Source organism: Halobacterium bonnevillei (assembly GCF_009831555.1).
Taxonomy (GTDB): domain Archaea; phylum Halobacteriota; class Halobacteria; order Halobacteriales; family Halobacteriaceae; genus Halobacterium; species Halobacterium bonnevillei.
Map to the genome: position 1 here is coordinate 1 of NZ_WUUU01000013.1, position 13,086 is coordinate 13,086.

The window sequence follows — 13,086 nt, forward strand, 5'->3', positions numbered from 1 at the left end:
CGCGTCCCACGTCGCCTCGCCGTCCTCGGACGCAGCGGCTTCGGCTTCGAGGCGCGCGATGTGCGCGCTGACGGCGGCCGCGATGGCCGCGGCCTCCTCGTCGCTGGCGTCGTCCGGGACGTCGATGTCGTAGTCGGGCACAGCCATCACAGCGGAATGTTGCCGTGTTTCTTGTCGGGGGTGTCCTCGCGCTTCGACGCGAGCATCTCCAGGTCCGCGATGAGCCGTGGCCGGGTCTCCGTCGGCTCGATGACGGCGTCGAGGTAGCCGCGGTCGGCGGCCGTGTACGGGTTCGCGAACTCCTCGCGGTACTCGTCGATGAGCTGCTCGCGGAGCTCGTCGGGATCGTCGGCGGCCTCGAGTTCGTCGCGGTAGAGCACGTTCACCGCGCCCTTCGGCCCCATCACCGCGATTTCGGCGGTCGGCCACGCGTAGTTGACGTCCGCGCCGATGTGCTTGGACGCCATCACGTCGTACGCGCCGCCGTAGGCCTTCCGCGTGATGACCGTGAGCAGCGGCACCGACGCCTCGCTGTACGCGTACAGGAGTTTCGCGCCGTGCCGGATGATGCCGTTGTGCTCCTGGTCGGTGCCCGGCAGGAAGCCGGGGACGTCCACGAACGTCAGGATCGGGATGTTGAACGAGTCGCAGAAGCGCACGAACCGGCTGCCCTTCTCCGAGGCGGCGATGTTCAGCGTGCCGGCGTTCACGCGTGGCTGGTTCGCGACGACGCCGACCGACCGGCCGTCGAGGCGCGCGAACCCGACGACGAGGTTCTTCGCGAAGTTCTCCTGGACCTCGAAGTACGAGCCCTCGTCGACGACGCTGTCGATGACGTCGGTCATGTCGTAGGGTTTCCGGGGCTGGTCCGGGACGATGGACTTCAGGGCGTCGTCGCGGCGCTCGGGGTCGTCCCACGGTTCGACCCGCGGCGGGTCCTCGACGTTGTTCTGGGGGAGATAGGACAGCAGGCGCTTGATCTGGTCGAGGGCCTGCTCCTCGCTGTCGCAGGCGAAGTGCGCGACGCCGGACTCCGAGGAGTGGGTGGTCGCGCCGCCGAGTTCCTCGAACCCGACTTCCTCGCCGGTGACCGTCTTGATGACGTCGGGCCCGGTGATGAACATGTGGCTGGTGTCTTTCACCATGAAGACGAAGTCCGTGATGGCCGGCGAGTACACCGCGCCGCCCGCACACGGCCCCATGATGGCGGAAATCTGGGGGACGACGCCGCTGGCTTTCTCGTTGCGCGTGAAGATTTCGGCGTACCCGCCGAGGGCGTCGACGCCCTCCTGGATGCGGGCGCCCGCCGAATCGTTCAGCCCGACGACGGGCGCGCCGACTTCCATCGCCTTGTCCATCACTTTCGTGACCTTCTCCGCGAACACCTCGCCGAGGCTCCCGCCGAAGACGGTGAAGTCGTGGGCGAACACGAACACCGTGCGGCCGTCGACTTCGCCGTAGCCCGTGACCACGCCGTCGCCGGGAATCTGTTGTTCCTCCATGCCGAAGTTGTGGCTCCGGTGGGTGCGCAACTGGTCGAACTCGTTGAACGTGCCGTCGTCGAGGAAGTAGTCGATGCGCTCCCGGGCGGTCAGCTTCCCCTTGTCGTGTTGGGACTCGATTCGGTCCTCGCCGCCGCCGAGGAGTGCGCGCTCGGTCTTCTCGCGCAGTTCCTCGATGCGCTCTTCCATCGTCATCTGATTGTGCGTCGTTTCCCCCACCGACGGCAAAAGGATTCCGAGACGCAGAGGTGTGGCCGTCCCGACACTCGAATTGTGGTGATGGCAGTCGACCCCAGCGCCGTGGCTGCAGTCACTCCCAGACGGACTCTGTTCGAGCCGCGGGGTAGAGCTCCTCGGCAGTGTACCGTTCGATAGACGGGAACATCGTCAGCCGTCGTTCCGGCGGACGAAGTTCGAGCAGAGGACGGTCGCGTCGTCGCTGAACTGGGAGATTGCGTGTCTGCACGCGCCACACGGCGTCGTCACGCGGTCGTCGGCGTCCGGGACGGGGCCGGCGACCAGAACCGTATCCAGCGACGTCGACTCCGTCTCCGCGTGCTGCATGTTCGCGATTGCGTGGCGTTCCGCGCAGCAGTCGGCCTGGGTCATCGACGTCTCCAGGGGCGTCCCCTCGTAGACGGTCCCCGTCTCCGAGCGAACGAACGCGTAGAGTTTGTCGACGTGGCCGGCGGCCCGGCGTTTGCGAGCGTGGTCGCGGATGCGACCGCGCGCTTCGTCGACGAACTCGCGTTCGGTGGCAGACAGCTCCATGGCGCCAGGTACCTGCGGGATAGCAAGTGTTTTCGGGTGCTGCGGACCGTCGACAGGAACCGCCCGATGGTTACAGTACAGACCGCGACCGCCGGAGGCCGAGGAACGAGACGACCGCGACGACGGCGGTGACGACGAGGAGGATGCGTGTCGGGCCGAGCGTGACGCCGAGCAGCGACAGCGGACCGACCGCGACGCCGGCCGCGTCCGCGAGCCCGGAGACGAACGTGAAGATGAGGAACACGGGGATGAACACGCCGACGGCGTACAGCCACGGCGTCGCCAACGAACGGGCGAGGGGGCCGCTGCCGCCCTGCAGTTCCGTGACGGCGTCCGCGCCCAGCACCCACCCGGCGAACAGCATGAAGCCGACGAGGCCGCCGGTCAGCAGAAGGTCCACGAGCGTTCCGGCGACGAAGCCGAAGACCCCCTGGTCGAGCGCGCAGACGGCGCCCGTCACGGCGAACACGCCGGTGAGTCCGCCCACCGCGGCCCGCCGCGAGAGGCCGTACTCGTCGACGAGGAACGAGACGGGAATCTCCAGCATGGAAATCGACGAGGACAGCGCGGCGAGGACGACGACGCCGAAGAAGACGACGCCGACGACCTGGCCGTAGGGGAGCGCGGCGAACGCGCTCGCGAGACTGACGAACAGCGCGCCCGGCCCGCCGCCGCCTGCGCCGACGCCGAGCGCGAACAGGATCGGGAAGACGACGACGCCCGCGAGCACGCCGACGAACGTGTTGAGCACGGCGATGGCGGTGCCGTCGGCGGCCAGCGAGCGGTCCTCGCCGAGGTACGAGGCGTACGTCAACATGGTCCCGGCGCCGAGCGAGAGCGTGAACAGCGCCTGGCCGGCGGCCGCCGGGAGGATGTTCAGGAAGTTCGCCTGCAGGAACGCGATGTCGGGGGCGAGGTAGAACGCGACGCCCTCGCTGGCGCCGTCGAGCGTGACGCCCCAGGCGGCGAGCGCGAGCAGCAACACGACGATGGCGGGCATCATGAGTTTGGTCGCGCGCTCGATGCCGCGTCGAACTCCGCGCAGGACGATCAGCGCGGTCACGCCGAGGAACAGGAGGTGGAAGCCGACGGCTTCGACGCCGTAGTTGATGCTCTCGAAGTACGCGCCCGGCGCGGCGAAGTACGCGCCCGTGAAACTCCCGGCGAAGTACCGGAGGATCCACCCGCCGACAACGCTGTAGAACGAGAGCAAGATGACGGCCGTGACGACGAACACGTGGCCGAACGCGGACCACGCCGACGACTCGGAGAGGTCCGAGAGCGCGCCCACGGGGTTGCGCCTGGAGCGCCGGCCGATGACGAACTCCGCCAGCAGGCCGGGGACGCCGACCAGCAGGACGACGCCGAGGTAGACGAGGAGGAACGCCGCGCCGCCGTTGTCGCTGGTCATCCACGGGAACCGCCAGAGGTTCCCGAGGCCGACGGCAGACCCGACGGCCGCGAGGATGAACCCGATTCGCGTCTGCCAGGACTCGCGTGTCATTGCCACAGCGTAGCAACCTCCCGCATTTGAGCGTTGCGACCGAGGAACAGTCAGCCGCCAGAATTGTCGGCGTAACGCGCCTGAAAATACGTTATGGAATTTCGATTCGTGGGGCAGTTCGGCGTTTTGTCGAGGATTCCTAGGCGAGAATCACCGCGGACTCCAGAATCTGGGCCTTGATCAGCAGGTCCTGGATACCGAGGACGAGCGTGAGGCCGATGCCGACGGGGATGACGACCCGCACCCACCAGAGCCACAGCGTGACGAAGCCGCCGCCCAGGGAGGTCCCCATGCCGAGTTCCTCCGAGGCGGAGTCGAACGCCACCCAGCCGACGAACAGCGCGAACAGCAACACGACGAACGGGAGCAGGAAGCTGAACACGACGTCGTTGTACCAGCCGAGCGTCCCGGTGTCGAGCGCCGTCGGGACCCCGAGCGCGAAGATGGCCGCACCGAGTCCGGTCGCGACGGTCCGGCGGCTGTAGTCGTAGTTGTCGACGACGTACGACGTCGGCGTCTCGAGGAGGCTGATGGCGCTGGAGAGCGCTGCCAGCAGCAGTACGAAGAAGAACGCGGCGCCGAGCAGTGCGCCGCCGGGGAGCTGGCCGAACGCGCCGGCGAGGCTGACGAACGCCGTGCCGACGCCGCCGGAACCGGGTTCGACGCCGATGGCGAACAGCACCGGGAAGACGACGAAGCCGGCCAGCAGCGCGACGAGCGTGTTGATGACGACGATGGCGCCGCCGTCAGCCGGAAGGCTGTCGTCGCGTCCGAGGTACGAGGCGTACGCGATCATCACGCTGAACCCGAGTGACAGCGTGAAGAACGCCTGCCCGACTGCGGACGGAACGATGGTCGCGATGTTCTCGGAGAGGTACTGGAAGTCCGGCGAGAGGTAGTACTCGTAGCCGGCGGCCGCGCCGTCGAGCGTGAACCCCCAGACGGCGAGGCCGAGGAGCAACACGAGAATCGCCGGAATCATCACCTTGGTCGCGCGCTCGATGCCGCTCTGGACGCCGAACGCGACGATTGCGACGGTGACGGCCATGAAGACGGCGTGCGTGCCGACGGCCAGGGGGCCCGCAGACACCGACTCGAAGAACGTGCCCGCTTCACCGAAGTACGCGCCGGTGGCGCTCCCGGCGATGTAGCTGAGCACCCAGCCGCCGATGACGCTGTAGAACGCGAGAGTCACCACGGACCCGATGACGCCGAGCGCGCCGGCGAACGACCAGTTCCCGAAGCCGAGTTCCCTGAACGCCGAAATCGGGTTCTGTTTGCTCCGGCGGCCGATGACGAACTCCATCAGCATTGCCGGGAAACCGAACAGGAAGACGATCGCGAGGTAGACGACGAGGAACGCCGCGCCGCCGTTCGAGCCCGTCTGGAACGGGAACGACCAGATGTTCCCGAGTCCGACGGCGCTCCCAACGGCGGCGAAGATGAATCCGACCCTCGTGGTCCACGTTTCTCGTTCTGCCATGGTCTATCACGGCATACCAGGGGAGTCAGTTAAAAATAATTCGGATTCGTAGCTATAACCTCTGCAACAAGAACTGAGGGCGGCTGCAGAGGGACAATCTGGGTGCGTATTTCAACTGTGTGACCGGCCGCGAGTCAGGCCTCGCCGTAGACCGGGACCGCGGCGCCGCTGGTCGGCGGCGTCGCGTCCGACGCCAGCGACAGCACGACGCGAGCGATGTCCGCGGGGTCGACCCACGAGTCGTGGTCCGCGTCGGGCAGCATCTCGCGGTTCGCGGGCGTGTCGATGACCGACGGCATCACGGCGTTCGCGCGCACCTGGCCCCTGTTCTCCGCTGCGATCGTCTCCGTGAGCAGGCGCACGCCGGCCTTCGACGCGCGGTACGGCCCGTCGCCCTCGCCGCCTTCCAGGGACGCGCGCGCAGATACGGAGACGATGGCGCCCGACGAGTCCCGAAGGTGCGGGATCGCGTGCTTGCTCGCGAGGAACATCGTCTTCAGGTTCACGTCGAACACCGTGTCGAAGGTCTCGACGTCCGTCTCGTCGATCGGGCTCCCGCCCTTCCACATCCCGGCGACGTTGCAGAGGCACTCGAGGCTCCCGTGCGCGTCGACGACGGCGTTCACGACGCGGTCGGCCGCGTCCTCGTCGGTGAGGTCGCCCCGGTAGAACGCGACCTCGCCGCGGTCGAGTTCGGTGTCCTCGCCCGGTTCCACGACGTCAGTGCCACAGACAGTCGCGCCCGCGTCCTGGAACGCGCGACACACCGCGCTGCCGAGCGCGCCCGACGCCCCGGTCACCAGCACGACGTCGCCGTCGAAGTCGAACTCCGCGTGCATACCACTCACACGGACCGCCAGCACCGTAAACGTACCCGGCGGCCCGGCCGAACAACTCAGATCGACTACAGAACTGCGCTCCTGCAGCCTTTTAAGTGTCGGACCCACGCAGTTGACGGCATGAACGCCGACAGTCGCCTCGCGGTCGGCGGCGGTCTCCTGGTCGCGCTCACGGCCGCCGTCAGCGTCCTCGCGTACCCCGAGATGCCCGCCGAGATGGCGACCCACTGGAACGCCAGCGGCGACGTCGACGGCACGATGTCACGAACGCTCGCCCTGTCACTGTTGCCCGCGCTCACCGCGCTCACACTCGGGTTCTTCCTGGCCTTGCCACGCATCGACCCGCGCAACGACTACGAGTCGTTCCGGTTCGCGTACGACGCGCTGGCTCTCACGACGCTCGGCTTCCTCGCGTACGTCCACGCGGTCGTCGTGCTCGTCAACGCCAGCTACGACCTCGGCGTGCTCCAGGCGCTGGCCCCCGCTCTCGGCGGCATCTACGTCGTCGCCGGCTACGTCACGGAGCGCGCGGAGCAGAACTGGTTCGTCGGCGTGCGCACCCCGTGGACCCTCGAAGACGAGGACGTCTGGCGACAGACGAACGACGCCGTCGGCACCCTCCTGAAGCTGGGCGGGGTCGTCGCCGCGGCCGGATTCTTCCGCCCCGCGTACGCGCTCGTCCTCGTCGTCGTCCCAGTCGTCGCGGTGGCCGTGGGTTCGGTCGCGTACTCCTATCACCTCTACGAGCGCGCGACCTGACCCCCGACCAGGGACTGCGGGCGCCAGCCGGCGCGCGCTGCGGTCGGCGCTCAGGGCCGCTCTCGTCGTTCTGGCCGATGGGAGCGACGCTGGCGAAACGGGCACGAATGGTGGCCTTTATGCGAACAGCGAACAGCCTTTCGAGTGCAAAATGAAGCTCCACGAGTACCAGGCGAAGCAAGTCTTCGCCGAGGCGGGTATCCCGACCCCAGGGTCGGCGCTCGCCACGTCCGTCGACGAGGTCGTCGAGGTCGCCGAGGACCTCGGCTACCCCGTCGCAGTGAAAGCGCAGGTACACGTCGGCGGCCGCGGAAAGGCCGGCGGCATCAAACTCGTCGAAGACGCTGACGAGGCCCGGGAGGCCGCCGAGTCCATCCTCGGCATGGACCTCAAGGGCTACACCGTCGAGAAGGTCCTCGTCGAGGAAGCCGTCGACTTCACGAACGAACTGTACGTCGGCGTGACGATGGACCGCGGCGAGGGCAAGCCCGTCGTGATGGTCTCCGAGCGCGGCGGCGTGGACATCGAACAGGTCGCAGAGAAGGACCCCGAAGCGATCGTCCGCGAGCACGTCGACCCCGCGTTCGGCCTGCACCCCTACCAGGCCCGGAAAGCGGTCTACGACGCCGGCATCCCGCAGTCGGTCGCCCGCGACGTCGCGAGCGTCGTCTCGACGCTGTACGACCTCTTCGAGGAGCGCGACGGCAGCGACGTCGAGATCAACCCGCTGATGGTCACCAGCGACGACGACGTCGTCGCGGCGGACGCAGTGATGAACATCGACGAGGACGCGCTGTTCCGGCAGCCCGAGCTGGCGGAGATGGAGGAGGAAGCCGCCGAGGACGACCTGGAAGCCAAAGCCAACGAGTACGGCTTCGACTACGTGCGCCTCGACGGCAACACTGGCATCATCGGGAACGGCGCCGGTCTCGTGATGACGACGCTGGACCTCGTGGACTACTACGGCGGCGAGCCCGCGAACTTCCTGGACATCGGGGGCGGCGCGAAAGCCGAACGCGTCACGAACGCCCTGGACATGGTGTTCAGCGACGAGAACGTCGACAGCGTCGTGTTCAACATCTTCGGCGGCATCACCCGCGGCGACGAGGTCGCGAAGGGCATCAACGCCGCGCTCGAACAGTTCGACGAGATTCCGAAACCGGTCGTCGTCCGCCTCGCCGGCACGAACGCCGCGGAGGGCCGCGAAATCCTGAACGACGACCTCGTCACCGTCGAGGAAACGCTCGAGGGCGCCGTGCAGCGCGCCGTCGAATTCGCGAACGAGGAGGCAGACCAATGAGTATTCTAGTCGACGACGACACCCGCGTCGTGGTGCAGGGCATCACGGGCGGGGAAGGAAAGTTCCACGCCGAACAGATGATCGAGTACGGGACGAACGTCGTCGCGGGCGCGGTCCCCGGCAAGGGCGGCCAGGAGGTCGGCGGCGTTCCCGTCTACGACACCGTCGACCAGGCCGTCGAGGCCGAGGACGCCGACGCGTCGGTCGTGTTCGTCCCGCCGGCGTTCGCGGCGGACGCCATCTTCGAGGGCCTCGACACCGACCTCGACCTCGTGGTCGCCATCACGGAGGGCATCCCCACCCAGGACATGGCGAAGGTGTACAAGCGCCTCACCGAGGTCGACACCCGCCTCATCGGGCCGAACTGCCCGGGCATCATCACGCCCGGCGAGGCGAAACTCGGCATCCTCCCCGGCAACATCTTCGAGTCCGGGAACGTCGGCCTCGTCTCGCGGTCCGGCACCCTGACCTACCAGGTGGTCGACTCCCTCACGTCGCGTGGCATCGGGCAGACCACCGCCATCGGCATCGGCGGCGACCCCATCATCGGGACGGACTTCATCGGCGCCCTGGAGCTGTTCGAGAACGACCCGGACACGCACGCGGTCGTTATGTGCGGCGAGATCGGCGGCGAGGACGAGGAGGAGGCCGCCGAGTACATCGCGCAGAACATGGACACGCCGGTCGCGGGCTTCATCGCGGGCCGCACCGCGCCGCCGGGCAAGCGCATGGGCCACGCGGGCGCCATCGTCTCCGGCAGCGGCACCGGCACCGCGGAGTCGAAGATCAACGCGCTGAACGACGCGGGCGTCCCCGTCGGCGACACACCCGAGGAGGTCGCCGACAGCATCGAGGACCTGCTGTAATCGACAGCAAGAACACCTGCTGACTCGGTGCGCAACCGGTTTTCGTAGCGCCCGACCACGTTCTCCGCGGCAGTTGCCGTTCGGTCGGGTCGAGCACAGCGTACGGACTCCACGACCAGATGGTGGTGCGCAGAAAGCGTGAGGACGGATGTGCAGGCCGCGGCACGCTCGGCTTCCCCGTGGACCGAGGTAGACGACCTGGCGTGTGAACGTTTGTCTCGCTCCGAGTTAGGTCCATCGGCCGCGGGAAAGATTTCTGGTTCGAGCGAATACCGTCCGTAGAACCGCAGCGAGACGACCTAAATCGACGTAAACTCGGTTTAACCGACGTAAACCGTGGTCCACGGAGTTCCCGGTTTATACTTCCGTGGGTTGACCAGTCAATCGCAATGACCACCACTTCCCCCCGCACGAGCCTCACGGAGTTCTGCGAGGACTGCAGCCGAGAGACCAGTCACGCGGTCACGATTCAACTGCGCGTCGAGAACGCGGACGCCGACCACGCGAAGTGCTCGCGGGAACCGTACCGCGTGAGCAAGTGCCTGACCTGCGAGGCGAGCAGCGCCCGCCGCATGAACGACGCCTGACGCCCCCCGACTCCGCCGCCGGCCCCCAGTCTGACGCCCCGACACCACCAGGCTCCCCCGCCCTGATTCCGCGGGCGAAACGCCTACGTGACGCGACGCAGACGATGGAGTGAATGGAGACCACGCACCGCGTGCACGTCGGCGACGCCCGGGACCTGCCGCTGGCCGACGACAGCGTGGCGCTCGTCGTGACGTCACCGCCGTACCCCATGATCGAGATGTGGGACGACGTGTTCGCCGCCCTGGACCCCGAGATCGGGGACGCGCTCGAGGCGAACGACGGTGACCGCGCTCACGACAGGATGTTGTCCGTCCTCGACGACGCGTGGGCGGAAGTCGCGCGCGTCCTCGAACCCGGCGGCATCGCGGTGGTGAACGTCGGCGACGCGACCCGCACCCTGGACCGGTTCCGCGTCTACGACAACCACGCCCGCATCACCACCGCGTTCGAGGCGCTGGGCTTCGACCCGCTTCCCGGCGTGCTGTGGCGAAAACCCGCGAACTCCGCGGCGAAGTTCATGGGCAGCGGGATGGTGCCGCCGAACGCGTACGTCACGCTCGAACGCGAACACCTGCTCGTGTTCCGGAACGGCGAGCGCCGCGAGTTCGACCCGGGCGCACAGCGGCGGTACGAGGCCGCGTACTTCTGGGAGGAGCGCAACCGCTGGTTCTCGGACGTCTGGGACGACCTGAACGGCGAACGCCAGACGCTGTCGGACCCGGACCTGCGCGAGCGCTCCGGCGCGTTCCCGCTGGAACTCCCCTACCGCCTCGTGAACATGTACTCCGTGTACGGCGACACCGTCCTGGACCCGTTCTGGGGGACGGGGACGACGAGCCTCGCGGCCGCCGTCGCCGGCCGGAGCTCCGCCGGCGTGGAACACGACCCTGCGCTGGCGTCGGCCTTCGACGACCGCATCGAAGATGCGCCCGCGCTTTCCCGGGACCTCGCCGCCGAACGACTCGCCGCGCACCGCGAGTACGTCCGCGGCTCCGGCGACGACTTCGAGTACGACGCCGAACACTACGAGACGCCGGTGCGCACGAGCCAGGAGCGCCGCATCCGGTTCTACGAGGTGGCTGCCGTCGAGGAGACTGACGGGGGGTGGCAGCTCACGCACGACCCCTTCGAGGGCTGATTACGCCCCGAGCGCGTCCTCGATGGTATCCGCGAGCCACTCAGACGCGCCGTCCACGCGGTCGAGTCCGAGCCACGGCTCGACGAGTTCCAGTTCCATCAGGACGAACTCGCCGTCGCGAAGCACGCCGTCGACGCGAGCGTACGGGAGCGCCGACGGAGCGACGCCAACCGCTTCGTCGACTGCTGCGAGCGCGGTGCTCGCGTCCTCGATGGTCGAGGCCGCGGGCTCGTACTGGGTGATCGTCGCGTCGAACGCCGGGTGCGCGCGGAAGTCGCCGGCCGCGGGGTCCCGGCGGAACGCGTGACTGAACGCGCCGCCGAAGAACACCAGGGAGCGTTCGCCGTCCCGTATTTCGGGTGCGAACCGCTGGACGAGCAGGTCGCCGTCGCTTCCCATCGACGCGAAGCGTTCCTGGTGGTCGGCAGCGTCGTCCCGGTTCGTCCGCCACGTGTCGGTCGAACTCGTGCCGATAGCGGGCTTCACGACCGCGTCCTCCCAGCCTCGTTCGTCGAGGACGTCCGGGAGGCGCGTGTCGCCACCGGCGTCTACGAACGCCGTCTCGAGAATCGACACGCCGGCGGCGGCCAGGTCGCGGAGGTAGAACTTGTGGACGTTCCACCGGACGGCGGCGAGTGGGTTCAGGACCGCCACGCCAGCATCCGCCAGGGCGTCCAGCCAGGCCCGGAAGTCCTCGATTCGCTCGTGGTAGTCCCAGCAGGACCGGATCACCGCGACGTCGAGGTCGCGGTGGTCGTCGGTCGGCCACACGACCGGCTGGGCGTTCGCCCCGCGCGCCTCCAGTTCCGCGGCCAGCTGTCGGCCGCCTTCGGTCAGCTCCGGGACGCGCGGGCCAGTCACGATGCCGACGCGGGTCGAGTCGAGTACGGTCACGACCGTGCATCCGGCATTGCGGCACTAATAGGCTCGCTGAACGCCAGTCACGTAATTAGTCGTATAATTAGGGCCTGGTGGTCGCTGGGGAGGCTTGTGACGCGGCCGGCGTGGCTGCACTGCAGTCGGGGACCACGGGGACGGACGGACAGCGCTGTGAGTGAGACGGCGGCGAATCGCGACCGTCGGTGCCGATACGTCGATGGACCAGAGTTGCCCGTTCGGGACCTCAGAATGCGGGCAGCGCGCAGAGCCACAACAGCCTTTGTTAGTCAGTACCAAGGTTGTAGGTGGATTCATGACTGTATCAGACCTGATGCGTGAGGACGTAGTCACCGCCAGCCCGGACGAATCAGTCCGAACCGTCGCGAAGCGGATGCGCGACGAGACCGTGGGCAGCGTCGTAGTAGTCGAAGACGGCCGTCCCACCGGCATCATCACGGACCGCGACCTCGCGACGCGCATCATCGCCGAGGGCGAGGACCCAGAAACCCGGGCCGCCATGGACGTCATGACGCGGAACCCCGCGACCGTAACAGCGGACGCCGGAGTTCGCGAACTTTGCGACCAGATGGCCGACGCGTGCGTCCGCCGGATGCCCGTCGTGGACTACGAGGGCAACCTCGCCGGCATCATCACGCACGACGACCTCAACACCCTGCTCGCGGACGAACAGCGCGAGCTCGCGGCAGTGATCGCCGCGGAGTCACCGCCTTACTAATTGCGCCCGCTTTCTTTGCGCGGACGTAAGTCTGACCGCCGTCTCACCGCGTAGTTGGTACTGCCTACCGGTCCGCGTGCTCGCAGGAAGGAGTCAACGGACGCCTGCACGTGGGTTGTCACGACCCGGGATAGCCGAGCGACACCGAACACGTGGGTTGTCACTACCTGGTATCGATGCGCAGCCACTGGACACCTACGTCTCTGAAACCGGGCACAGAGCCGCTCACACCCCGTAAAAACCATTAATCCGGTAGGAGGCACCTACCAGAGTGTCCCATGTCCCATGTCCAGTAGCGCAACCGTCGCACGGGTCGCCGTGCTGCTCCTCCGGGTGTCCCGCGACGCACTCGTGGCACTCGGCATCGCCGCCGACGAAACCATCGGATTCCTGTCAGTATTCGCCGACGAGACGGTCCGCCTCGCTCGAGCTGTCGCGTTCTGGACCGCCGTCCTCACGCCGCTGCTCCTCATCTGGCTGCTGTTCCAGCAATCACCCGTCCTCTCGGACCCGGTCGCCGTCCTCAAACTCGTGACGTTGAACGTCACCGCGCTCGTGGTCGGCCACGGCTACGGCGAACCCCCGCACCGCGAAGCGTGACGTCACCAGAAACGCTCGCGGCCAGTCGGGACTTTCGGCACGCTGACTCCGAACATCACTGTCCGACTGCACCGTGACGGCAGCGCGAGGGCGGCAGTAAGTGTTTGTTAATTTAGGAGTG

General features: G+C 67.6%; 13 protein-coding genes. 7 read left to right on the plus strand and 6 right to left on the minus strand.

Going from position 1 to position 13,086, the window contains the following annotated elements; translation table 11 throughout:
- Positions 1–146: 146 nt before the first annotated feature.
- From GRX66_RS03440 to GRX66_RS03460, 5 genes are all read right to left on the minus strand, one after another.
- Positions 147–1,691: an acyl-CoA carboxylase subunit beta gene (locus GRX66_RS03440; RefSeq protein ID WP_159525307.1), complete on the minus strand. Its 1,545-nt coding sequence runs from the start codon at positions 1,689–1,691 to the stop codon at positions 147–149.
- Between the two features lie 198 nt (positions 1,692–1,889).
- Positions 1,890–2,273, minus strand: a complete 384-nt coding sequence (locus tag GRX66_RS03445; RefSeq protein ID WP_159525278.1) for a hypothetical protein — start codon at positions 2,271–2,273, stop codon at positions 1,890–1,892.
- Between the two features lie 70 nt (positions 2,274–2,343).
- A complete protein-coding gene (locus tag GRX66_RS03450) occupies positions 2,344–3,777 on the minus strand; it encodes a sodium-dependent transporter (RefSeq protein ID WP_159525279.1) in 1,434 nt (477 codons plus the stop codon).
- A gap of 139 nt (positions 3,778–3,916) precedes the next feature.
- On the minus strand, positions 3,917–5,260 hold the full coding sequence (locus tag GRX66_RS03455) for a sodium-dependent transporter (RefSeq protein ID WP_159525280.1): 1,344 nt from the start codon (positions 5,258–5,260) through the stop codon (positions 3,917–3,919).
- A gap of 134 nt (positions 5,261–5,394) precedes the next feature.
- Positions 5,395–6,099, minus strand: coding sequence for an SDR family oxidoreductase (locus GRX66_RS03460; protein ID WP_159525281.1), 705 nt, complete (start codon positions 6,097–6,099; stop codon positions 5,395–5,397).
- Positions 6,100–6,219: 120 nt separating this feature from the next.
- On the opposite strand from GRX66_RS03460, the gene GRX66_RS03465 reads away from it, so the two are divergent.
- The 5 genes from GRX66_RS03465 to GRX66_RS03485 all read left to right on the plus strand — a co-directional run bounded on the left by GRX66_RS03465 (position 6,220) and on the right by GRX66_RS03485 (position 10,750).
- On the plus strand, positions 6,220–6,858 hold the full coding sequence (locus GRX66_RS03465; protein WP_159525282.1) for an SdpI family protein: 639 nt from the start codon (positions 6,220–6,222) through the stop codon (positions 6,856–6,858).
- A 151-nt stretch (positions 6,859–7,009) separates the two neighbouring features.
- Entirely contained in the window at positions 7,010–8,158 is a 1,149-nt protein-coding gene (sucC, locus tag GRX66_RS03470; protein ID WP_159525283.1) for an ADP-forming succinate--CoA ligase subunit beta, read from the plus strand.
- The gene (gene sucD / locus GRX66_RS03475) at positions 8,155–9,024 is read left to right on the plus strand and encodes a succinate--CoA ligase subunit alpha (protein WP_159525284.1); all 870 of its coding nucleotides are present in this window, start codon (positions 8,155–8,157) and stop codon (positions 9,022–9,024) included. The genes sucC and sucD overlap by 4 nt, the downstream gene beginning before the upstream one ends.
- A 389-nt stretch (positions 9,025–9,413) precedes the next feature.
- On the plus strand, positions 9,414–9,611 hold the full coding sequence (locus GRX66_RS03480) for a DUF7835 family putative zinc beta-ribbon protein (protein ID WP_159525285.1): 198 nt from the start codon (positions 9,414–9,416) through the stop codon (positions 9,609–9,611).
- Between the two features lie 113 nt (positions 9,612–9,724).
- Positions 9,725–10,750 carry a DNA-methyltransferase gene (locus tag GRX66_RS03485; protein WP_159525286.1) on the plus strand — a complete coding sequence of 342 codons (1,026 nt, stop codon included), beginning with the start codon at positions 9,725–9,727 and terminating at the stop codon, positions 10,748–10,750.
- Here the strand turns inward: GRX66_RS03485 and GRX66_RS03490 are convergent, their stop codons facing one another.
- Positions 10,751–11,644, minus strand: a complete 894-nt coding sequence (locus GRX66_RS03490) for an ATP-grasp domain-containing protein (protein ID WP_325063940.1) — start codon at positions 11,642–11,644, stop codon at positions 10,751–10,753. It lies immediately after the preceding gene.
- Between the two features lie 316 nt (positions 11,645–11,960).
- Here GRX66_RS03490 and GRX66_RS03495 point away from each other — a divergent pair, with 316 nt between their 5' ends.
- Both GRX66_RS03495 and GRX66_RS03500 read left to right on the plus strand, forming a co-directional pair.
- On the plus strand, positions 11,961–12,365 hold the full coding sequence (locus GRX66_RS03495; RefSeq protein WP_201292906.1) for a CBS domain-containing protein: 405 nt from the start codon (positions 11,961–11,963) through the stop codon (positions 12,363–12,365).
- Between the two features lie 285 nt (positions 12,366–12,650).
- Positions 12,651–12,965, plus strand: coding sequence for a hypothetical protein (locus tag GRX66_RS03500; RefSeq protein ID WP_159525288.1), 315 nt, complete (start codon positions 12,651–12,653; stop codon positions 12,963–12,965).
- Positions 12,966–13,086 lie beyond the last annotated feature (121 nt).

What these genes read in the sequence shown, in the direction of transcription:
- sucC (WP_159525283.1), top strand. Translation starts at nt 7,010, where the DNA reads ATGAAGCTCCACGAGTACCAGGCGAAGCAAGTCTTCGCCGAGGCGGGT.
- GRX66_RS03485 (WP_159525286.1), top strand. Translation starts at nt 9,725, where the DNA reads ATGGAGACCACGCACCGCGTGCACGTCGGCGACGCCCGGGACCTGCCG.
- sucD (WP_159525284.1), top strand. Translation starts at nt 8,155, where the DNA reads ATGAGTATTCTAGTCGACGACGACACCCGCGTCGTGGTGCAGGGCATC.
- GRX66_RS03445 (WP_159525278.1), bottom strand. Translation starts at nt 2,273, where the DNA reads ATGGAGCTGTCTGCCACCGAACGCGAGTTCGTCGACGAAGCGCGCGGT.
- GRX66_RS03450 (WP_159525279.1), bottom strand. Translation starts at nt 3,777, where the DNA reads ATGACACGCGAGTCCTGGCAGACGCGAATCGGGTTCATCCTCGCGGCC.
- GRX66_RS03480 (WP_159525285.1), top strand. Translation starts at nt 9,414, where the DNA reads ATGACCACCACTTCCCCCCGCACGAGCCTCACGGAGTTCTGCGAGGAC.
- GRX66_RS03440 (WP_159525307.1), bottom strand. Translation starts at nt 1,691, where the DNA reads ATGGAAGAGCGCATCGAGGAACTGCGCGAGAAGACCGAGCGCGCACTC.
- GRX66_RS03465 (WP_159525282.1), top strand. Translation starts at nt 6,220, where the DNA reads ATGAACGCCGACAGTCGCCTCGCGGTCGGCGGCGGTCTCCTGGTCGCG.
- GRX66_RS03500 (WP_159525288.1), top strand. Translation starts at nt 12,651, where the DNA reads ATGTCCAGTAGCGCAACCGTCGCACGGGTCGCCGTGCTGCTCCTCCGG.
- GRX66_RS03460 (WP_159525281.1), bottom strand. Translation starts at nt 6,099, where the DNA reads ATGCACGCGGAGTTCGACTTCGACGGCGACGTCGTGCTGGTGACCGGG.
- GRX66_RS03455 (WP_159525280.1), bottom strand. Translation starts at nt 5,260, where the DNA reads ATGGCAGAACGAGAAACGTGGACCACGAGGGTCGGATTCATCTTCGCC.
- GRX66_RS03495 (WP_201292906.1), top strand. Translation starts at nt 11,961, where the DNA reads ATGCGTGAGGACGTAGTCACCGCCAGCCCGGACGAATCAGTCCGAACC.